General features: G+C 40.8%; 18 protein-coding genes. 14 read left to right on the top strand and 4 right to left on the bottom strand.

Annotated features, from left to right (window positions below):
• Window positions 1-143 precede the first annotated feature (143 nt).
• Together EV200_RS21430 and EV200_RS21435 are read left to right on the top strand one after the other, a co-directional pair.
• Window positions 144-1,541 (top strand): aminopeptidase P family protein, encoded by a 1,398-nt coding sequence (locus EV200_RS21430; protein ID WP_132536480.1) that lies wholly within the window; start codon window positions 144-146, stop codon window positions 1,539-1,541.
• A gap of 5 nt (window positions 1,542-1,546) precedes the next feature.
• On the top strand, window positions 1,547-3,319 hold the full coding sequence (locus EV200_RS21435; protein WP_132536482.1) for an aminopeptidase P family protein: 1,773 nt from the start codon (window positions 1,547-1,549) through the stop codon (window positions 3,317-3,319).
• Window positions 3,320-3,344: 25 nt separating this feature from the next.
• Here the strand turns inward: EV200_RS21435 and EV200_RS21440 are convergent, their stop codons facing one another.
• Window positions 3,345-4,331, bottom strand: a complete 987-nt coding sequence (locus tag EV200_RS21440; protein ID WP_132536484.1) for a 2-hydroxyacid dehydrogenase — start codon at window positions 4,329-4,331, stop codon at window positions 3,345-3,347.
• 749 nt (window positions 4,332-5,080) lie between these two features.
• Between EV200_RS21440 and EV200_RS21445 the strand changes: the two genes are divergently transcribed.
• Window positions 5,081-5,953: a universal stress protein gene (locus EV200_RS21445; protein WP_132536486.1), complete on the top strand. Its 873-nt coding sequence runs from the start codon at window positions 5,081-5,083 to the stop codon at window positions 5,951-5,953.
• 71 nt (window positions 5,954-6,024) lie between these two features.
• On the opposite strand, the gene EV200_RS21450 is transcribed toward EV200_RS21445, so the two are convergent.
• A complete protein-coding gene (locus EV200_RS21450; RefSeq protein ID WP_132536488.1) occupies window positions 6,025-7,077 on the bottom strand; it encodes a response regulator in 1,053 nt (350 codons plus the stop codon).
• Window positions 7,070-8,269, bottom strand: a complete 1,200-nt coding sequence (locus EV200_RS21455; RefSeq protein ID WP_132536490.1) for a PAS domain-containing sensor histidine kinase — start codon at window positions 8,267-8,269, stop codon at window positions 7,070-7,072. The genes EV200_RS21450 and EV200_RS21455 overlap by 8 nt, the downstream gene beginning before the upstream one ends.
• 381 nt (window positions 8,270-8,650) lie before the next feature.
• Between EV200_RS21455 and EV200_RS21460 the strand changes: the two genes are divergently transcribed.
• The 5 genes from EV200_RS21460 (at window position 8,651) to EV200_RS21480 (ending at window position 12,813) form a co-directional block, all read left to right on the top strand.
• Window positions 8,651-9,505 (top strand): universal stress protein, encoded by an 855-nt coding sequence (locus tag EV200_RS21460; RefSeq protein WP_132536492.1) that lies wholly within the window; start codon window positions 8,651-8,653, stop codon window positions 9,503-9,505.
• 68 nt (window positions 9,506-9,573) lie between these two features.
• On the top strand, window positions 9,574-9,723 hold the full coding sequence (locus EV200_RS21465) for a phosphoketolase family protein (protein WP_132536494.1): 150 nt from the start codon (window positions 9,574-9,576) through the stop codon (window positions 9,721-9,723).
• Window positions 9,724-9,809: 86 nt separating this feature from the next.
• Complete coding sequence (locus tag EV200_RS21470) at window positions 9,810-10,178, top strand: BON domain-containing protein (RefSeq protein ID WP_165877999.1); 369 nt, start codon at window positions 9,810-9,812, stop codon at window positions 10,176-10,178.
• A gap of 153 nt (window positions 10,179-10,331) precedes the next feature.
• Window positions 10,332-11,162, top strand: a complete 831-nt coding sequence (locus EV200_RS21475; protein ID WP_132536498.1) for a hypothetical protein — start codon at window positions 10,332-10,334, stop codon at window positions 11,160-11,162.
• Window positions 11,163-11,271: 109 nt separating this feature from the next.
• Window positions 11,272-12,813 carry a L,D-transpeptidase scaffold domain-containing protein gene (locus EV200_RS21480; RefSeq protein WP_132536500.1) on the top strand — a complete coding sequence of 514 codons (1,542 nt, stop codon included), beginning with the start codon at window positions 11,272-11,274 and terminating at the stop codon, window positions 12,811-12,813.
• On the opposite strand, the gene EV200_RS21485 is transcribed toward EV200_RS21480, so the two are convergent.
• Complete coding sequence (locus tag EV200_RS21485; protein WP_208864594.1) at window positions 12,790-13,302, bottom strand: tautomerase family protein; 513 nt, start codon at window positions 13,300-13,302, stop codon at window positions 12,790-12,792. The genes EV200_RS21480 and EV200_RS21485 overlap by 24 nt on opposite strands.
• A gap of 51 nt (window positions 13,303-13,353) precedes the next feature.
• Between EV200_RS21485 and fumC the strand changes: the two genes are divergently transcribed.
• The 6 genes from fumC to EV200_RS21515 are packed head-to-tail and all read left to right on the top strand — an operon-like array spanning window position 13,354 to window position 20,808.
• Window positions 13,354-14,787, top strand: a complete 1,434-nt coding sequence (gene fumC, locus EV200_RS21490) for a class II fumarate hydratase (RefSeq protein ID WP_132536502.1) — start codon at window positions 13,354-13,356, stop codon at window positions 14,785-14,787.
• A 45-nt stretch (window positions 14,788-14,832) separates the two neighbouring features.
• The gene (locus EV200_RS21495) at window positions 14,833-15,984 is read left to right on the top strand and encodes a porin (RefSeq protein ID WP_165878000.1); all 1,152 of its coding nucleotides are present in this window, start codon (window positions 14,833-14,835) and stop codon (window positions 15,982-15,984) included.
• Between the two features lie 10 nt (window positions 15,985-15,994).
• Complete coding sequence (locus EV200_RS21500; protein ID WP_132536506.1) at window positions 15,995-17,425, top strand: anion permease; 1,431 nt, start codon at window positions 15,995-15,997, stop codon at window positions 17,423-17,425.
• A 37-nt stretch (window positions 17,426-17,462) separates the two neighbouring features.
• Window positions 17,463-18,128, top strand: a complete 666-nt coding sequence (locus EV200_RS21505; protein WP_132536508.1) for a succinate dehydrogenase cytochrome b subunit — start codon at window positions 17,463-17,465, stop codon at window positions 18,126-18,128.
• The gene (locus EV200_RS21510; protein ID WP_132536510.1) at window positions 18,128-20,038 is read left to right on the top strand and encodes a fumarate reductase/succinate dehydrogenase flavoprotein subunit; all 1,911 of its coding nucleotides are present in this window, start codon (window positions 18,128-18,130) and stop codon (window positions 20,036-20,038) included. The genes EV200_RS21505 and EV200_RS21510 overlap by 1 nt, the downstream gene beginning before the upstream one ends.
• Before the next feature lie 23 nt (window positions 20,039-20,061).
• Window positions 20,062-20,808, top strand: a complete 747-nt coding sequence (locus EV200_RS21515) for a succinate dehydrogenase/fumarate reductase iron-sulfur subunit (RefSeq protein ID WP_132536512.1) — start codon at window positions 20,062-20,064, stop codon at window positions 20,806-20,808.
• Window positions 20,809-21,098: the final 290 nt, after the last annotated feature.

The raw sequence follows: 21,098 nt of genomic DNA on the forward strand, positions 1-21,098 counted from the left end.
AAATCTCCCGATCAATCTTTCCTGATTTTCACCCTATAGCGCATGATCTTATCCTGTTTGAGATTGTGACGTAAATGAGCAGGCATTATTTATCGCTTTTATTACTTTTGATCAAATTTATGACCCACTAGAAAATAAAGCAAATGTTCCAAACAAGTGTTTATGTAGAAAGAAGAGCAGCATTGGCTCAAAGATTAAAATCTGGCTTACTTCTTTTTTTTGGCAATGAAGAAAGTCCGATGAATTATGCAGATAATGCATATAGCTTTAGGCAAGACAGCACATTTTTATACTATTTCGGAATTGCACATCCAGGTTTAGTAGCCATTATCGATATAGATGAAAACCAGGAAATGATCTTTGGAAATGAAATGAGCATTGATGATATCGTGTGGATGGGCAGGCAACAAACTATTCAGGAAAAAGCAAATTTAGCGGGTATCTCAAAGGTGTTGCCATTTGGTGAACTTTCTGAATATATTAAAAAGGCTACAACTGTAAAAAGAGCCATTCACTTCTTGCCACCTTACCGGGCAGAAAATAAAATCAAGCTGGCAGATTTATTAAACCTTGATGTAAATCATTTAAAGCCATCAGCATCTGTACCCTTTATTAAAGCAGTTGCGGCACAACGGGCAATTAAATCAGCTTTAGAAATTAATGAAATAGAACAAGCTGTTAATCACAGTATAGATATGCATTTGCTGGCCATGCGTAAAACCAAGCCAGGAATGAAAGAAGAAGAGATTGCCGCATTCATTCATGGTGAGGCGCTGCGGACTGGTGGCAATATTGCCTATCCGATCATTTTAACCGTTCATGGCGAAATTCTGCACAATCATTTTCATGGAAATGTAATGCAAGATGGGCAAATGGTGTTAAATGATTCGGGGATGGAAACCGCAATGGGTTATTGTGGCGATTTAACCAGAACCTTTCCGGTAGGTAAAAAATTTGATAGTAGACAACGGGAGGTGTATTCTATTGTTCAATCTGCGTTACAAAGTGCCGAGGCCGTATCAAAACCAAATGTAAAATATATTGATGTTCATGATGCAGCCTGTAAAGGTTTGGCCGAAGGCATGAAAGCAATGGGATTAATGAAGGGCGATATGGATGAAGCCGTGGCTGCAGGTGCACATGCCTTATTTTTTCAGTGTGGTACCGGCCATATGATGGGGCTTGATGTTCATGATATGGAAGATTTAGGTGAAGAATATGTAGGTTATGATGATGCTTTAAAGAAAGAAAAAGAATTGTTTGGACTTAAATCTTTAAGGTTAGGACGTGCTTTGGAGCCTGGTTATGTATTTACCATCGAGCCTGGAATTTATATGATTCCTGAACTGATTGATTTATGGAAGGCTGAGCGGAAATTCGAATCCTTTATTAATTATGACGCAGTAGAAAAGTTTAAGGATTTTAGTGGAATCCGTTTAGAGAATAATTATGCTATGACCAATGAAGGCCTCCAACTATTAGGAAAACCTTTGGCGATAGACATTAGCGAAGTGGAAGAAATTAGAAACAATGCTTATTAATGGATATGACCCATCAGGATATATTAAATGCCATCCGGATAAAAATGAAGGAAGCAGGAGTAGATGCGTACATCATTCCTTCTTCTGATCCACACATGAGTGAATACGTTCCCGATCGCTATAAATGCATACAGTTTGCTTCGGGCTTCAGCGGTTCTGCCGGAACATTGGTGATTACCCAAGACTTTGCGGGGCTTTGGGCTGATTTCCGTTATTTTGAACAAGCCGCACAGCAACTTGCAGGGAGCGGATATGAATTGGTCAAGTTAAAGGTTCAGCATACACCTGAATATATTGCCTGGTTGGGTGAAATGTTAGCTGAAGGATCGGTAGTGGCATTTGATTATCAACTGATGTCGATGGTTTTAGGCGAAGAAATTAAAATTGCCCTGGCTACTCATCACATTGATATTCGGCATTTAGATTTAATGGATGAAATTTGGGAGAACCGACCTGCGTTGCCAACTGATCCTGCCGTTTTATTGCCTGAAAAAGATTGCGGGGAAACCTTCAAAAGCAAGCTTTCAGCACTTCGGGTAGCGTTAAAAGAACATCAGGCTGGCGTTCATGTGATCTCTAGTTTGGATGATTTGGCTTGGCTTTTCAATATCAGGGGAAATGATGTAAGTTATAATCCGGTGGTACTTTGTTATGCATTAATCACTACAAATGAAGTTACCTTATACCTTAATCATCAAAAATTAGCTGCTGCTGATGTGAGTTTATTAGCAGAAAGGGGCGTGAAGCTGAAGGGCTATCACGAAATCAGTTCTGATATTCAACAACTGGAAGATTGTACGATTTTGCTGGATGGAAAACGAACCTCCTATCAGTTTTTAACGCAGCTTTCCTCAACAGTGGGCGTGATTAGGGAAACTAATCCTGTGGTGCTGTTAAAGTCTATCAAAAACGCAGTAGAAATTGAAAATATCCGTGCGGCGATGATAAGTGATGGTGTGGCGCTCACCCGTTTTTTTAAATGGCTGGAAGAAAATATTGGAAAAATAAAGATTACAGAATGGTCTGCATCGCAGAAGGTGAAAGAATTTCGTGAACTCGGTAAAACTTTTGCGGGCATCAGCTTCGCTTCCATTGCAGGTTATGGGCCAAATGCCGCACTGCCACATTATGCGCCTGATGAAATCAACCCGCTCGAGTTGCTTCCTCAAGGACTTTTCCTGTTAGATTCTGGTGGGCATTATTTCTACGGCACAACTGATATTACCAGAACGGTTCCATTAGGTGAAACCACCGAGGAGGAAAAAATGGATTATACCTTGGTGCTTTCTGCTATGATTTTTGGATCTGCGGCTAAATTTCCTAAAGGTACCCGCGGGTATCAAATTGATGGAATTTGCCGTCAGCAACTTTGGCAGCAAGGCATTAATTATGGCCATGGTACAGGTCATGGCGTGGGCTATTACCTAAATGTTCATGAAGGTCCGCAAAATATTGGCCCGTCAAATGCTGCGGTATCAATAGATCCAGGGATGTTGACTTCCATAGAACCTGGGATTTACCGACCGGGTAAGCATGGTGTGCGGATTGAAAACCTCGTGCTTACCGTTACCGGAGAAACGACTCGTTTTGGTGAATTTCTTCAGTTTGAAACAGTAACAATGGCTTACATAGATACTTCGATCATCCAGGCAGAATGGCTGCTTCCCGAGCAAATTAACTGGCTGAATACCTATAATCAAATGGTTTATGACCAATTGAAGCCAGCATTAACTGAAGAAGAAGCCTTGTGGCTGGCAGAAAAATGTAAGGCAATTTAATTATATATTAATTTTTCTTGTTTATTTATGGCTTTATTTCATTAGGCATTGCCGCACCAGTAGCAAAGGCATCTGCATTGGCGAAAGTAATCTCAGCAATTTGTTGCATCGCTTCACGTGTAAAAAATCCCTGATGAGAAGTGATCAAAACATTTGGGAACGACATTAAGCGGGTGATCTGGTCATCCTGAATAACTTCGTTAGAAAGGTCATGAAAGAACAAGGCTGATTCCTGTTCATATACATCGAGTCCTAAATAACCAAGCTGGCCAGATTTTAGTGCTTTAATAATATCTGAAGTATTTATAAGCCCACCTCTGCTGGTGTTAATAAGCATAGCGCCTTTTTTGAAAAATTTTAAAGTCTGCTCATTAATCATATGGAAGGATTGATCTGATAGTGGGCAATGCAAAGAAATAATTTCGGCATCACATAGGGTATCTTTCAGATTCGCATAAACTAATCCTTCTGAAATTAAATTTTCGTCTGGATAAGGATCAAATGCAACAACCTTACAGCCAAATCCTTTTAGAATCTTATACAAGGCCTTTCCGATATTTCCAGTACCAATTAGTGCAACCTTACAACCGTTTAAATTAAAGCCCATTAAAGATTCCAATGAGAAATTACCATCTCTGATTCTGTTGTAGGCTTTATTGGTTTTGCGGTTTAAAGTGAGCATCATAGCCATGGTATGTTCTGCCACTGCTTCAGGAGAATAAGCGGGTACCCTTAAAATTTTGATCCCTAATTCTTCTGCAGCCTCAAGATCAATATTGTTAAACCCTGCGCAACGTAAAAGGATCAGTTTTACACCATTATCTTTTAGTTTTTCTAAAACCTCGTAGTCTGCCCTGTCATTTACAAATAAGCATACTGCATCGAAATCCTTTGTTAATACTACACTCAATAAACTAAGCGATTGTTCATAAAAAACAACTTTATGGCCGGTGTTAAATTTCTCTAAAAATTCCTGATCATAGGAACAGGTACTAAAAACAGCAATTTTCATATTCATAAGGATTTGAGGTAAGGTAGGCATAATAAGTTTTCCAATGGCTTTTATCTTAAATGCTATTTGCAGATTTACCTATCGGTTGGTGAAACACCTCAGTGTTCGGAAGATTAATTAGTAGTCTGTATTACACAACTATGAGGGGAAGTGGGTGGTTAAGTTATGGGGTTCCGATAAAATTGACGAAGTTTTACCATCCTCCTGGCCTTTGAAACTTCGTAACTTAATTTTTTATTGCCCTTTCCCTTTCAGGGGAAAGGTGCCGATAGGCGGATAGGGGTTATTTACTCAAAGGTCGTCCTCTACTTTGTTTAAACAATCAGGATTTATTGATAAACGTAATTTACTAAGTTCAAAGATTCCTCCACTGCGGTCGGAATGACGGAATTTTTCGAAGCGAAGGTTATTCAACCACCCCGCCTTTCAGGCACCCCTCCTTAAAAAAAGGAGGGGAGTAGCGACCGCCATAACTATCGGTCGGTGTCTCACCGACCGAAATTAAATAACCAACTTTTGTTGCAGTAATTTTCGTCATAATTACTCCTGATCAGGATCATAAAAGTAGGATATTGTCAATTTTGTCTGATTTTCAGCATAATGATTAGCATATCCATGCTGGAAGCCTATTTAATGAGAAATTTTTTTCAGATATTCTGGTGATCAAGTTCCATATCATATTTTGCATTGATGGTGCTCATGGTACATTAACTTGAGATTGGTAAACTTTGCTATATATAATTGAAAAGATGAAAACAATACTTATAGCAACCGATTTCTCAGCAGTCTCCAACCAGGCTGCAGACTATGCTTGCCAGTTTGCTGCTCAATTGGGGGCTGACATAAAGCTCATTCATGCCTTATCCGTAGATGCGGATTCTCCATTACAGGTCATCTGGCCAGTAGAAGATGAACAGACTACAATCAGGCGAAATGATGTTCTTTTAAACAAAGTTTCTGAAAAGCTACATACAGACCTCCTCGAATCTTGCAAAGGTGAAGGGTACATACCCAAAATTACGGTCAGATCTGCACTTGGACCTGTAGGTGACGTACTAAGGGAAACTGTTCAGTCGGATAATATAGGAATGGTTATTCTCGGGCTTTCTGGTAATGGAGATATGAAACGCTTAATAAAGGGCAGTTGCAGCAGAGATAGTATCGATTTTGCAGAATACCCACTCATGCTTATCCCAAAAGGTACGGATTTTGTTCCAATAAAAAAGATAGCCTTTGCAACAGATTTGAATATCAGCGATATGGAAACCATTCAATTGTTAGCTTTATTTGCGGGTAAGCTTAATGCAGAACTCTTAATTGTTCATGTAATTATAAATCGTGAAGATAAATTGTTGCCTCAACGGATTGATTCATTTATGAGTGAACTTAAATCTAAGGTTACTTATAATAAGATGTACTATGAAAATGTTTATCAAGCTAAAATAGAAGATGGATTAAACTGGTTGAGCAATCATGGAGGTACAGATATGCTGGCCGTTATCCACCGGAAGCATAAGTTGGGGGCAGATGTTTTACATAACAGCCATTCGCAAAAAATGGCCAGGCATACTCATCTCCCCTTAATGGTTATCCCGGAAGGCTATAAAGGAATGCTGTTTTAATACAATAATAAGCCAGTAAAAAAATCATAATATAAATTGCTATAGGGAATAGTATTTGAGAGTTATAGCCATTAATTTTTCATTTTAGCAAGCCCTTCATGGTTAAGTACTGTAATTTTTGTGCCGTTTCTATCAATGAGCAGTTCATCTTTAAAATCAGATAAAGTGCGGCTTACCGTTTCTGTGGCCATACATGCCATTGCAGCAAGGTCTTCTCTGGAGATATTTATTAAATTGTCATCTACTTTTCTTTGTCCGTAAAGGCGGAGCAGTGTGCCAGCCATTTTCTTTCTTACTGAATGATAGGCTAATTCCAAGAGCTGCTCTTCCTTTGCTCTATTATCTCTTGAAAGTAAATGAATAAACTTTCTCGCCACCTCCGGATATAAATTTAGTATGGTTTCCATTTGATCTAATGGAATGAGGCACACCCTACTATCTTCCAGGGCTGTTGCCGTATCAGCATAACAACTGTCACTTAACACTGCATTAATTCCTAAATAGTCACCCTGACCATAAATCCCGGTCATTAGTTCCCTGCCATCCTCTGCCAGTTTTATCGTCTTAACCCTTCCTTGCGTAATCAGATACAGCCCTTTTCCATGGTCACCTTCATAATAGATCACCTGGTTCTTTTTAAAATCCCGGCTTTTTTTTTCTTCAATAATCTTATTAAATTCAGCAAGACCATCTGTTTTCTCAACCAACACTTTAAACTCTTCAGTTTTGTTTTGGTGAGAAAGATCATTTGCGGCCTTTTTTCTTAAACGGATATCAATGGCATTTAATAACTCCATATCATCAAAAGGCTTGATCAAATAATCATCGGCCCCCAGTTCCATACCTTTTCGAAGGTCTGCATGCTCGGCCTTTGCAGTAAGAAAAATAAAAGGGATTCCTGTTGTTTGCTCATGCCTGTTGAGCATATATAAAACCCCATAGCCATCAAGTTCTGGCATCATGATATCACAAAGTATGATGTCTGGAACATGTTTTATAGCCAAATCAACGCCTAGTTTTCCATTCTGTGCCTGGTATACCGTATAACGGGCCATTTCAAGGATTTCAACCAGGTTTGCACGGATATCATCATGATCTTCAATGATCAATACTTTTTTACTCATGGTTATTTTTTTGTGGGAAGGTTAGTGTAAATAACGTTCCCCTGTTCACTCTGCTTTTGAAACTGACATGCCCATTCATCAGTCCGGTATATCTGGATAGTATGCTTAATCCCAATCCGTTACCAGATATGTTTCCGGTATTATGCGCTCTGAAAAAGGCCTCAAAAAGATGCTTATGATCACCTTCAGGAATACCTATCCCATCATCACATATTCTAATGGTACAATTATGGTCATTAATCTTGGTATAAAACTGAATCTGACTATTATCTCCTGAATATTTAATGGCATTATCTATTAAGATGATAATACAATTTTTCAATAGGTTTTGATCGAGTGTGATCTTTTGGCTCGTACCCTGGTGTTTAAAGATGATCTTTTGCTTACCCCGTAAAACAACCTGCATCTCATCAGTAATTTCTTCTGCCATATCTGATAAGTTAAAATGGCTTAGCGTTGGCTTAACTTTTCCACTATCCAATTTTTCGAGAGATAAAAAGTCATTTAAAATAGCCGTAATATTAAGTACCGCATCCTTAATTTTGCCAACATGCTTTCCTATATTTTTTTGATCAAGCGATTCGGCATATCGATCAATCAGGGAGGCGGATAGTTGAACTAAACTCAATGGCGTCCTGAACTCATGAGAAGCAATAGAGACAAATCTGCTTTTTAACTGGCCAAGTTCTTTTTCTTTGTTGAGTGACTGGTTCAAATCAACTTGAGTTTTTTGGAGTTCGTCCACACTCATCCTTAAAGAATGCGTTCGCTCTTCCACCTGTATTTCCAGTTGTGCCGCATAATCGTGTAGTTTCCCTTCTGCCTCTTTTTCTCTCGTCAGGTCATGAATAAAGCCAGCATAGATTATCCTACCAGAAAACCTGACTTCACTTACACCCAGACGAAACGGAAAGTGGCTTCCGTCTTTCTTCATGCCTGTCAGCTCTCTTCCAATGCCAACAATATTTGCCTCGCCGGTTTGTTTATAATTAAAAAGATAACGGTCATGATAAGATCTATCAGGTTGAGGCATTAACACGGAGATATTTTGTCCAATAACCTCTTCTGGCGCATAGTCGAAAAGCCGGCAGGCAGATGGATTAATCGACTCTACTATACCGCTGTCATCAATAGTGATCAATCCGTCTATTGCGTTGTCAATAATTGCCTTAAGCAATACGGCATTTTCCATAATTTATTGATTAACAGTCAAATGTTTTGGCTGCTCTAGTAGAACCATCCCCGGAGGGGATTGTTTGAATTTTATTCCTTCAAAGAATATTAGCCCTGCAATTCGTCATTCAAAATGTAAAAACGGTTTGCTCCTCATGATGAGCATCATCAATTTAGGTAGGTGCAATCATTTCTACTGATGAATAGGGTGATACTTTTGTTTTATGAAAAACCATCAACCAATTCTTGTATTGACTGATAAGCAATTTTTGCCGGTATGCTGCCATAGCTCTTAGTTCAATTTTACAAGTTAATTTCAAGTAAAACCATCAAAATAATGGGTGTTATACAAATTAGTGCCCACAAAAAATACATGAACTGAACATATAAAATACCAGCTATGAAAAATGTACTCTTATTAACGGATTTTTCCGCTAATGCAAACCATGTTGCCGCATATGCTTATGACTTTTCGAAAAAAATTCATGCCAATATTACCCTTTGTAATGCCATCACCATTCCATCCGAACTTCCGAATGCAGGGTTGGTTTTATGGCCTATGGAATTACCAGAGGTGATAAAAAACCGGAGCGAAGTAAATCTCAATAAACTGAGGGTACATTTGCAGCAGCGAGATCAATCCCAAATTGAAAAACCACAACTAACCATTATCAATCAGACTGGAAGCCTTCAGGATGTTGTTGCTGAAATTATTTCAGATCGGCCAGTGGATTTACTTGCCATGGGTACTCATGATGACCATATGGATGGCTTTTTGAAAATGGACCAGGCCAGAACAATGATTGACTCTTTGCAGGTGCCAGCCTTAATAATCCCATTAAAATCAAAGTTTGAGCCCATTCGCAACATTTACTTTGCATCAGACCTCAGCGATCTTCATGGAGACAAAGTTTTTCTCAGCAAGCTTGTCAAGCTAGCCAGATCATTTATGTCTGAGATATCTATAGTCCATATTTCCGCTACGGAAGCAGGTGCGGCGTTAAAAGAAAAAATCTACGATATGATCAATGATTTAAGGCACGCACTGGGCTATCCTGGTATACATTTTCGTAAAATAAATGGGGATAACGAGGTCGCCACTTTTGAGAAACTAATGATCGAGAAACGTATGGATTTATTAGTGGTGGTTCACCGGGAGCACGGTTTCTTTAGCAGGTTATTAAAAGGTAGTGTAACCAAAAAACTTGCCGGCCAGCTGAGTATCCCAATGCTCATTTTTAATCAACATCAATAGAAATCATATCATGATTATCCATTAAGCTTATCGCAGCGCGCCTGTTTTAATGCTTAATTCAAAATACCATGCAAGAAATTTCAGAAGCAGTAACTGAGAAAATACGCCAATATTGGCAAGCGGTAAATTACTTATCTGCAGGTCAGGTTTATTTACAGGCCAACCCATTACTGCTTAACCCAGAAATCAAAAAATGGAAATTTAAAGGAGCCAGATAATTGTTTTGTTTGCTATTTGTACACAAATAAATGTAAATATTATGTTAAGTAGAAGCGTATTTAGCTCATTAATAATGGAGATTATTATGAAAAATAGAGATAAAAAACTAGAGCAGGAGGTTAGAGCAGCCATTCGTGCTGATGCTCTGATTGATGTAGAGAAAATAGAAGTTGTGGTAGAGAATGGTCTTGTTACCCTTAAAGGTTCAGTGGACAGTTATGCGAAAAAGTTTGCTGCGGAACATGCTGCCAAATCTGTTAAAGGGGTAAAAGAGGTTATTCAGAAAATAGAAGTCCGGTTTTCATTTAAGAGCAACCTAATCGTTTACATGGGTATAAACTTGGTCTTGGATGGTAAGCATTTATTTAAAAATGATACTGACCAGCCTATGAATCTCATTGGTCCCCTGCGTCCGGATTTTCACATTGAAAGGAACGGCAACGAAATCTGGTAAAAAAGAAATAATAGGAGGGGCTACAAGATCTCTGATTTTCTGCCAGATGCTATTATCATGACCACCCGCAATCAATAAGGTGATTGCCATCATTTCATTTGCTTCAAGCTATACCGATCTTTATTATCAACGTATAGCTTAAACCAATATCAAATGAAATCCATTATCATCATTAACGATCAGAGCACAGAGGCTGAACATGCCGCCGTATTTGCACTCATTTTGGCACAACGTTTAGAGGTAAATATTATCCTGGCTGATATACCGGTGCTAAAATTAACTACAGCCGAGTATGGATGGACAGAAACACTTCCAGCGGAAAAGAATTCTCCAGCGGTCGATTCTAAACTGATGAAGAATTTTTTGGAAAGAAAAATGATACATCCTGGATTCAAACCCGTGATTCAGGAATTAACGTTTTCTTGTGAAAGTGAAGACCTGTATAAGCTTGCATGCGAAAACGAGATTTTAATGGTGGTAAAGGGTTTGGATGAATTTTTGCCCCAGGCTTTGCTCAATGTAAATCTTGCCATTAATAACTTGTTGCATAAAATTCATGTACCGCTACTCATCATTCCTTCCTCTTGGTCTGAAAATGAACTTAAAAGGATCGTGTATCTGACTGATCTTCGTTTCTGCGGCATGAGCACAGTAAAGTTTTTAGCACACCTGGCCAACTGTTGCGATGCCAATCTGGTTATCGCACACTCCTCAGCCAGTGGTCTTCCCCTAATGGACATCAATCAGGCAGAGGAAGTATTTAATGAAGAAGTTAGTTGCCATATAGGTTATGAGAAGCTTTTCCTAAATATGTTGGATCAAGGCAAATCTACCGATACCCTGGAAGTTGTAGTTAGTGAAATGAAAGCTGACCTTTTGGTTCTGGTTGACCAGCATTTTCATTTTAATTTCATTACGCGGCAATATTTCAAAGATAAGTGCTCCCTATATCAACCCGTTCCACTACTCATATTTCCATCATAATTTACGTCCCAATTTAGTTATCAAATTTAATCAGGCATATCAAAAACATATGTGAAAAGCTATGCCAGTTTAATTTCTTTTAATATCATCCCATCCTCAATCATTACAAATGAAAAATCTCCTTAAATCCGATCATCAGCCAAAATATAAAAGGATAATATTTATCATTTGGTTGGTCTGCATGTTTGTACATGTATCATTAAATGTGTTTGCGCAAAACCCTGTAATATCTTTTACCAAGAAGGGTGAAAAAGTAGAAGAGTTGATCACGAAGGAAACAAAAGCGCAGCTATTGAAATATAAGAATATGCTTAACTACCCAAAATCAGTGGAGAGATTTTATAAGGCTAAATCTTATCGGCTATCATGGGTAACTAAGCTTAATCATAACAGACAGCTGGCACCAGCCATGCTGATCCTGGATTGTATCTCACAATATGGTTTGAACCGTCAGGATTTTCATCCCAATGAACTTGTTTATAACCAGATTGAAGTGCTCGCTGAGCAGCCCGATATGCTTAGCGACGGGCAAAGGGCAATCTTTGATGTATTAATGACTGATGCGATGATCACCTTTATGAACCACTTGCATTACGGGAAGTTTAATATTTTATTAACTCCTGCCAAAGTTGATGAGGGCGAAATAGACGAATTTAACGCCGTGCTTAAATTAGCTCAACTCATGGAAAGCAAAGATTTTTACAATGAAATCTCCACCGTTCAACCTTTAAGTAAAGCATACGCTGACCTGCAAAAATACCTGCACCTGGTTCGGGGGCAATACCTGGAAGATAGCTATGCATTCCCTGAAAAAAGCGTTCGAACGATGACGATCAATATGGAACGTTTGCGTTGGAACACCAGTAAGCCCGGGCCATCTTTAACGATCAACATTCCCGCACAAATTGCCAGGCTAAATGTTGAAGACTCGGTATATATATTCATAACCATAGTAGGTAAAGCCTCATCACCAACACCTAATTTAGAAAGTTCCATTACACATTTTACTACCGCTCCTGAACGGAAAGTACCTTATACAATTTTCGTTAATGAATTATTGCCTAAAGCAATCAAAGATGAAAATTATCTTGAGAACAATCATTTAACCATCTATGATGCAAGAGGGAATTATGTAGCAGTGAGTGCTAAAAAGTTACAGTACATTAAAGCGCACCCAAAGAATTACTTTGCAAGGCAATCAACCGGATGTGATGATGCAATGGGCAAACTGGTATTTAGATTTAACAATCCCGCTCCGGTTTTGTTGCATGATACCCCACAGCCTAAATTGTTCCTGTCTGAAAAAAGGGTGTTGAGTCACGGATGTATTCGGGTGGAAAAAATAGAAAAGCTGGCCTCACTTATTTTGTCGGCAGATGGCAGCAAAGCCCAAATACCCATCATGCGAAAAGCAATAGCAACCGATCAAAAAAAGGATTTTGTACTCAGAACCCCGTTGCCATTATCCATAAATTACATTACATGCGAAATGATTGATAGCCAGCTAGTGATTTATAATGATTTTTACGCCCAGGATCGGGCACTGGAAATGACCATGTATGGTTCTCCAAGGCTACTCGCTTCTGATTTGCGGATAAGTTTGAAAGCGCTAAATTCAGTTCCTTCATTACAAAGAGCCTTCATCTGGTGACCACTCTGAACTAAAGCTTCCCAGGCGCTGATGATACATTTCATCTCCGCTGTGCTGTGTAAATTCGATGTTAAGCTGGCCAGTTTCCAATCCTAGCACCTCATTGCACATATCAATTAAGGCTCTTGAAAGTGCTGTTCTGGTATGGGCATCACGGCCCTGGCGAATGTCACACATCATAATTGCAGCAGGCATGGGTTCTCCATCACCACACCTCCAGATTGCGCCTTCTCCCAGTTCCCTGATGCTTACGGTAATCCGGTTCGCATCAGCTTTCATGATTCTGGAATAAGTTTCGCCAATGCGCTTAGCCAAGAGTTTTTTCGTGGCGTAGGGATAATTTCTGATGACTTCAAGTTGTAAATAAGGCATAACGATTCTGTTTAAAAACAATGCGGATACCAAACTGGTAAACACAAGATACAAAGTAGGTTTATTTATCGCTATTTCCTGCTGATTCACATCATTATCTGGCTTGATTAACATCATGGTATACGCATTGAAAGCTGCCCATCTTTACATAAATCCTAATTAAAGAATATGCCAACCCTAGAAGAAATCAATACTGCAAATCTTTCTGCATTAAGAACTGAACACGATAGTATGGGCAATGTCCAGGTACCATTAAATGCTTACTGGGGTGCGCAAACTGAGCGTTCAAGAAACAATTTCAAGATCGGCCCGAAAGCATCCATGCCCGAAGAAATTATTGAGGCATTTGGGTATTTGAAAAAAGCAGCCGCCTTCGCCAACAAAGATTTAAATGTACTGCCTCGAGATAAAAGAGATCTGATTGCAAAAGTTTGTGATGAAATTATAGATGGACGGCTTTATGGAGAATTTCCATTGGTGATCTGGCAAACCGGTTCAGGAACGCAGTCGAATATGAATGCCAATGAAGTCATTTCCAACCGGATTCATGTGCTGCAGGGGAATGAAATGGGGAAAGGCACGCCATATGTTCACCCCAATGATGATGTAAATAAATCGCAGTCTTCAAATGATACCTTTCCGACTGCTATGCATATTGCAGCCTATAAAATTCTGGTTGATGTGACCATTCCGGGACTAGAAAAGTTAAGAGATACCTTAAGGGTTAAATCGGATGACTTTATGGATGTGGTGAAGATTGGCAGAACGCACCTGATGGATGCCACACCTTTAACACTCGGACAAGAAATTTCAGGTTATGTTTCTCAGTTGGATCACGGGTTGAGCGCTTTACAACACACCTTGGATCACCTTTCTGAACTGGCATTGGGTGGTACAGCGGTAGGTACGGGAATGAATACGCCGGCAGGTTATGATGTACTCGTTGCCAAATACATTGCTGAGTTTACCGGGTTTCCATTCCGTACGGCAGACAATAAATTCGAAGCCCTTTCTGCTCATGATGCAATTGTGGAAAGCCATGGTGCATTAAAGCAGATCGCCGTTTCACTGATGCATATTGCGAACAATATCCGAATGTTAGCTTCCGGGCCGAGATGCAGTATTGGTGAAATTCACCTGCCAGAAAACGAGCCAGGCTCTTCCATTATGCCTGGTAAAGTAAACCCCACCCAAAATGAAGCCGTAACCATGGTTGCCGCACAGGTAATGGGTAATGATGTAGCCATTACCATTGCCGGATCAAACGGACAATTTCAGCTCAATGTATTTAAACCCGTTATGGCGGCTAATTTTCTACAGTCGGCCAGGTTGATTGGTGATGCCTGTTGCTCATTTAATGAAAACTGCGCCATGGGTATTGAACCCAATTATGATGGGATTAAAAAACACCTGGAAACTTCCCTCATGCTTGTAACCGCATTAAACCCACATATTGGATATGATAATGCGGCAAAAATTGCCAAGGCTGCACTTAAAAACAATCAATCATTAAGAGAATCTGCCATCAGTCTTGGCCTGGTTACCAATGAGCAGTTTAATGAGTGGGTCCGTCCTGAAGATATGATCGGAAGTATCAAATAGCAGGTTTTTTAGCTCTATATAAATCATACCTAACTCCATCACATCGTGAAACACTTCTATTTATTTTTTATTACATGCATCTTCGGCAGCCCATTTTTTGCCAATTCGCAACAAAAAGACCGCACCAGGCTCACAGATACGATCAAAAACTACTCTGCCTATAAAAGAAAGCTAACATTTGCAGGAGTGCTGCAAACCAGGTATGTACTCGCTTTAGATAAAAATGCAGACATCAACGGCAAAAACTTTGATCCGGCAACGTCGAAAGCGATCTCCAACACTTTTCTGGTGAAACGGGCAAGGGTAATGTTGAAAGGAGATATCAACGATCATTTCTCGGCCAATATCCTGGCTAACCTTGCTGAATTTAACAGCGATCCGACCAATAAAGTACTGGAAAACGCCTACATCAAATATTCGCTTAACCAGTATTTTCATATTCAGGCTGGCCAGTTCAGGCCCTTTTTCGGAATAGAGGATGTAATTCCTGTTGATATTATCCGCACTTTGGATTTTTCTAACCAATACTATGCGTTTGGAAAAAATGGATGGCAGAGTTTTCAGACTGGAATTTCCATTCTGGGCAATGTAATCCCCGGTGGTAAACTCCGCTATTTTGCAGGGGCTTATAACGGCAATAACAAAAACCAGTCTTCGGATGATAATAACACCAAAAATCTTTATGGCAGGCTGGAAGCAGATTTTCTTAAAGGTTTTACCGTGGGTGTTAACGCAGGTTCAGGGAGTATGGCCGCCAGTGACATTGGCCAGGCCTATGGAGCCGATGTGACGGCTAAAATACCTTTAAGTGGAAAATTCGACCTATTACTCATGGCAGAATACAAAAAGGGTGCAAATTTTCTAGCCTACAATACCGATAAACAGCTCATCCGTCCGGATCTTGATGAATACCAGATGCAGGGATTTTATTTTTTTCCAACCCTTCGCTACAATCACGAAAGCAGACGCTTGCGGGCTATAGAATTTTCTTGCAGGTATGAATATTTTGATGAAAACTATAAGCTAGCCAGCAATCCCCGCCAAACCCTCATTCCAAATGTCTCCCTGATTTTTGCCGATGATTTTTATGCGGCCCTACAACTGGGCGTAGCCATTGATAAATTTAAAAATGAAGTTCCCTTAAGCACCACCTACAACCATAATCTGGGCTATGTTCAGTTACAAATACGCTTTTAACTAAAATATTATGAAAGAGATCAATTTTAAATCACTCATTATCACCCTTGTTGTTGGTGTAGTCATCTGGTTTATTCCGGTGCCCGATGGGGTAAAGCCCAACGCCTGGCATTTGCTTGCCATTTTTGTGGCTACCATAGTGGGGATTATTTCTAAAGCCGCATCTATGGGTACTATGGCAATCATTGGGATTACCCTTTGTGCCGCTACACAGGTACTCGCCCCCGGCGATCCCACCAAGTCCATCCTCAATGCATTAAGTGGTTTTGGTAATTCAACCATCTGGTTAATCGGTCTTGCCTTTTTTATTGCCAGGGGATTTATCAAAACAGGTTTGGGAACGAGAATCGCTTACAGTTTCATTAAAGTGTTTGGTAAAAGTCCACTTGGACTGGCTTACGGTTTAAACACTGCCGATCTTATTCTCGCTCCAGCCATTCCAAGTAATACCGCAAGGGCAGGAGGGGTAATCTTTCCAATTATGAAATCCATTGCGGTGAACATGGGATCGATCCCTGAAAAAGCTGAAACGCACAGAAAAATTGGCGCATTCCTAACCCTGAGTAGTTATAATGCCAACATGATTACCTCGGTGATGTTTTTAACCGCCACCGCCAGTAATCCCATGGCACAGAAATTTGCAAAAGATTTGGGTGTAACCATCACCTGGGGAAGCTGGGCCATAGCAGCACTTGTTCCGGGACTGGTTTGCTTTCTGCTGGTTCCGATATTTCTGTATAAAGTTTTTCCGCCAGAATTAAAAGAAACCAAAGAAGCGCCTGCCATTGCTGCCAAACAATTAAAAGAAATGGGGCCGATTACCATTAAAGAATGGTTGATGGTAGCCACCTTTATTATTTTGCTCGTACTCTGGATTTTTGGAAACTTATTTGCCATCGATGCCACAACTGGCGCATTGATTGGTCTTTGTATCCTATTGTTATGTGGCGTACTCACCTGGGAAGATGTAAAATCTGAAAAAGGGGCCTGGGATACCATTGTATGGTTTTCATCATTAGTGATGATGGGGTCATTTCTAAATTCTTTAGGCTTTATAGGTTGGTTTGGACACCTGGTGGGTGGACAAATGGCTCATTTAAGTTGGCAAATGGCTTTTCCCGTTATTATTCTGGTGTACTCTTATTGCCACTATATGTTTGCCAGCGCCACCGCACAGGTTGCAGCCATGTATTCTGTGTTTCTGGCGGTGGGTATAGCCGTTGGTGTACCAGGAACCATGCTTGCCATCTTTTTAGGAGCCTGTGCATCACTGATGGGATCACTTACCCACTATGGCCACGGCCCGGCACCAATATTTTTCGGGAGTACTTATGTAGATCTGAAAGACTGGTGGAAACAAGGTTTTTTCATGAGTGTACTCTTCCTGTTAGTTTGGTTTATCGTGGGCGGTATGTGGTGGAAAGTGATTGGCCTTTGGTAGGCAAGCACATTTCTAAATTTTTGAAAACAAATCAACTATGAAACAAACAACATTAATGTATAAACTGGTGATGGCTGTCACAGGGCTTTTCCTTTGCTTCTTTCTCATCATTCATTTACTGGGGAATCTCCAGTTGCTATCGCCTCCTGCCATTGCAAGAGAACAGTTTAACTGGTATTCTCATTTACTGTCCGGGAACATCCTGATCAAGATTATTTCTTATGTACTATACCTCTCCATTATAGCGCACGCCGTATATGCACTGATTCTTACCCGGGTAAATATTAAAGCGCAGGGCAGCCAATATGTATACGATAAACGTGGCCAAGTCAGTTCATGGAATAGCCGGAATATGGGTATACTGGGTACCATTATCCTCATTTTTCTGGTCATCCACTTTAAGGATTACTGGTATGTGTACAAATTTGGCCATCTTCCGCTGGATGCAAAAGGAAATAAAGACCTCTATTCCATTGTTATCAGCTCATTTCAGCAGGGTTGGTACATCATCCTTTATGAACTTTCCTTTATCGCCCTTGGTTTTCACCTCCTGCACGGTTTTTTCAGTGCCTCAAGAACGCTGGGGCTTTATCAGCCCAAATATGCTAAAGTAGTGCGTGTTTTTGGATGGGCATATTCGCTGCTGATCACCTTTGGTTTTATGCTGATTCCCCTTTACATATATTTTAATTTCAATTCCTAATGATAGACGCTAAAATTCCTGAGGGAAATCTTGCCGATAAATGGAGCAATTACAAGGATAGCTCAAAACTCATCAACCCTGCCAACCGAAAGAAACTGGATATTATTGTGGTGGGAACCGGACTTGCAGGTTCGTCTTGTGCCGCTACACTGGCAGAACAGGGCTACAATATAAAATCTTTCTGTTTTCAGGATTCGGCGAGGAGAGCACACTCGGTGGCCGCTCAAGGTGGGGTAAATGCAGCCAAAAACTATAAAAATGATGGAGACAGTGTGTACCGGATGTTTTACGATACCATTAAAGGTGGCGATTTCCGCTCCCGTGAAGCTAATGTGTACCGCCTGGCAGAATGCTCCCTGGCCTTGATTGATCAGGCCGTAGCACAAGGCGTTCCCTTTGCCAGGGAGTATGGCGGATATTTAAATAACCGCTCTTTTGGCGGGGTTCAGGTATCGCGAACCTTTTATGCCCGCGGTCAAACCGGGCAGCAGCTTATGATTGGTGCCTACCAGGCATTGATGCGGCAGGTTTCGGCAGGTAAAGTAAAAACCTATACCCGACATGAAATGCTTGATTTGGTTATGGTGGATGGAAAGGCCCGTGGCATCATTGCCCGAAACCTCGAAACCGGCGAAATTGAACGGCATTCGGCCAATGCTGTGGTACTGGCAACAGGCGGCTACGGAAAGGTATATTACCTCTCTACCCTCGCTATGGGCTGCAATACTTCGGCCATTTGGCGGGCACATAAAAAGGGCGCATTAATGTCAGGAGTGAGCTGGATTCAGTTTCACCCCACCTGTTTGCCGCAAATCGGAGAAACCCAGTCTAAACTCACCCTGATGTCTGAATCCCTGCGGAATGATGGCCGAATCTGGGTGCCTAAAAAAGCAGGAGACGACAGGGTGCTGAACGATATACCCGAGGAGGAAAGAGATTATTACCTGGAAAGACGTTATCCTACTTTCGGAAATCTTTCACCGAGGGATATTTCTTCCAGGGCAGCCAAAGAAAGGATTGATGCAGGTTGTGGTGTTGGCCCGATGAAAAATGCCGTTTGTCTGGATTTTTCAAAAGCCATCAAAGAGCAGGGTTTAACCAAAATTGAAGAGAAATATGGCAACCTTTTTCGGATGTACGACAAAATTAACGGCGTAGATGCGTATAAAGAACCCATGCTGATTTCTCCGGCAGCCCATTTTACCATGGGTGGACTTTGGGTAGATTATAACCTGATGACCACCATACCGGGGCTATTTGCTTTAGGAGAAGCCAATTTTTCTGATCACGGAGCGAACCGCCTCGGAGCCAATTCACTGCTTCAATCATGCGTAGATGGTTATTTTATTGCGCCATATACCATTCCGAATTACCTATCCGGTGAGCTAAAGGCGGAAAAAGTAACCACTGATCATCCGGCATTTGCCGAAGCAGAAAAGGTTGTACGAGAACAACTGGAAAGGTTTTTAAACCTGAAAGGACGTTTCTCTGCCGATCATTTTCATAAAACACTCGGCAAATTGCTTTATGATAAATGTGGCCTTTCCAGAACGAAGGAAAGTTTAGAACAAGCCATTGTCGAAATCAAAGCACTTAAGAAGTCATTTGACCACGAACTGAAAATTACTGGTGATGAGCAGGTAAACTCCGAACTCGAAAAGGCAGGAAGGGTTTCTGATTTTCTGGAACTGGGTGAGCTGATGTGTTATGATGCCCTGCAAAGGGAAGAATCTTGCGGTGCGCATTTTAGAGAAGAGTATCAAACTGCCGATGGCGAAGCTGTTCGGAATGACGAAGATTTCTGCTACGTATCTGCCTGGGAATGGAAAGGTGAAGGCAAACAACCCGAACTACACAAGGAACCATTGGTTTTCGATACCGTGAAACTAAGTGTAAGAAGTTATAAATAAGTACCTATTAGATTAAATTGATTATGAAATTATATTTGAAAGTGTGGCGCCAGGAAAACAGGGAATCTAAAGGTGATATGGTAAGTTATGTGGTTGAAGGCATATCCGAACACATGTCATTTTTAGAAATGCTCGATCTGTTGAATGAGCGGCTGATCCAAAAAGGGGAAAGGGTAATTGAATTTGATCATGATTGCCGGGAAGGGATTTGCGGGGCATGCGGAATGATGATCAACGGCCGGGCGCATGGTCCTTTAAGTGGAACAACCACCTGCCAGCTGCACATGAGGAGTTTTAAAGATGGAGAAACCGTTTATATTGAGCCTTTCAGGGCCGCAGCTTTTCCTGTTCTTCGCGACCTGAAAATCGATCGTTCTGGTTTTGATCACATTATCCAATCGGGAGGGTATATTTCGGCTTCCACTGGTCAGGCACCAGAATCTAATAGCATTCCCATTGCGCATGAAACAACAGAAGCCGCATTTGATGCTGCGGCCTGTATTGGTTGTGGTGCCTGTGTAGCTACCTGTAAAAATTCAAGTGCTGCACTTTTTACCTCCGCCAAAATTTCTCACCTGGTACTATTGCCACAGGGAAAGCTGGAAGCGGCAGACAGGGTGATTAAAATGGTGAGTCAAATGGATGCCGAAGGTTTCGGACACTGCTCCAATACAGAAGCCTGTGAAGTAGAATGCCCCCAGGAAATTTCGGTGTTGCATATTGGCAGGATGAATTATCAGTACAATAAAGCCCTGATATTAAAAAAGTAATAAATTTTTCATGATCTTTTCATCGCCCTTTCCCTTTTAGGGGAAAGGTGCCGCTAGGCAGATAAGGGCTTTACGTCTTTACATCTAGTTCTGTCATTCAGAGCGCAGCGAAGAATCCCTGCGTTTCTAACCACTTCCATCTTCCATGCCCCAGCTCCTTTCAATCTTCCAGCTGCGAAAATTCAACCACCCCGCCTTTCAGGCACCCCTCCTTAAAAAAAGGAGGGGAGTAGCGATCGCCATAACCTATCGGTCGGTGTCTCACCGATTGAAATTAAGTTTTAGCTTCG

Origin of the sequence: Pedobacter psychrotolerans, assembly GCF_004340665.1 — a bacterium.
GTDB classification, from domain to species: Bacteria; Bacteroidota; Bacteroidia; order Sphingobacteriales; family Sphingobacteriaceae; genus Pedobacter; species Pedobacter psychrotolerans.

Excerpts from the sequence above, each read along its gene's own strand:
- EV200_RS21430 (WP_132536480.1), top strand. The coding sequence starts at position 144 with ATGTTCCAAACAAGTGTTTATGTAGAAAGAAGAGCAGCATTGGCTCAA.
- EV200_RS21435 (WP_132536482.1), top strand. The coding sequence starts at position 1,547 with ATGACCCATCAGGATATATTAAATGCCATCCGGATAAAAATGAAGGAA.
- EV200_RS21440 (WP_132536484.1), bottom strand. The coding sequence starts at position 4,331 with ATGAAAATTGCTGTTTTTAGTACCTGTTCCTATGATCAGGAATTTTTA.
- EV200_RS21445 (WP_132536486.1), top strand. The coding sequence starts at position 5,081 with ATGAAAACAATACTTATAGCAACCGATTTCTCAGCAGTCTCCAACCAG.
- EV200_RS21450 (WP_132536488.1), bottom strand. The coding sequence starts at position 7,077 with ATGAGTAAAAAAGTATTGATCATTGAAGATCATGATGATATCCGTGCA.
- EV200_RS21455 (WP_132536490.1), bottom strand. The coding sequence starts at position 8,269 with ATGGAAAATGCCGTATTGCTTAAGGCAATTATTGACAACGCAATAGAC.
- EV200_RS21460 (WP_132536492.1), top strand. The coding sequence starts at position 8,651 with ATGAAAAATGTACTCTTATTAACGGATTTTTCCGCTAATGCAAACCAT.
- EV200_RS21465 (WP_132536494.1), top strand. The coding sequence starts at position 9,574 with ATGCAAGAAATTTCAGAAGCAGTAACTGAGAAAATACGCCAATATTGG.
- EV200_RS21470 (WP_165877999.1), top strand. The coding sequence starts at position 9,810 with ATGAAAAATAGAGATAAAAAACTAGAGCAGGAGGTTAGAGCAGCCATT.
- EV200_RS21475 (WP_132536498.1), top strand. The coding sequence starts at position 10,332 with ATGAAATCCATTATCATCATTAACGATCAGAGCACAGAGGCTGAACAT.
- EV200_RS21480 (WP_132536500.1), top strand. The coding sequence starts at position 11,272 with ATGAAAAATCTCCTTAAATCCGATCATCAGCCAAAATATAAAAGGATA.
- EV200_RS21485 (WP_208864594.1), bottom strand. The coding sequence starts at position 13,302 with ATGATGTTAATCAAGCCAGATAATGATGTGAATCAGCAGGAAATAGCG.
- fumC (WP_132536502.1), top strand. The coding sequence starts at position 13,354 with ATGCCAACCCTAGAAGAAATCAATACTGCAAATCTTTCTGCATTAAGA.
- EV200_RS21500 (WP_132536506.1), top strand. The coding sequence starts at position 15,995 with ATGAAAGAGATCAATTTTAAATCACTCATTATCACCCTTGTTGTTGGT.
- EV200_RS21505 (WP_132536508.1), top strand. The coding sequence starts at position 17,463 with ATGAAACAAACAACATTAATGTATAAACTGGTGATGGCTGTCACAGGG.
- EV200_RS21510 (WP_132536510.1), top strand. The coding sequence starts at position 18,128 with ATGATAGACGCTAAAATTCCTGAGGGAAATCTTGCCGATAAATGGAGC.
- EV200_RS21515 (WP_132536512.1), top strand. The coding sequence starts at position 20,062 with ATGAAATTATATTTGAAAGTGTGGCGCCAGGAAAACAGGGAATCTAAA.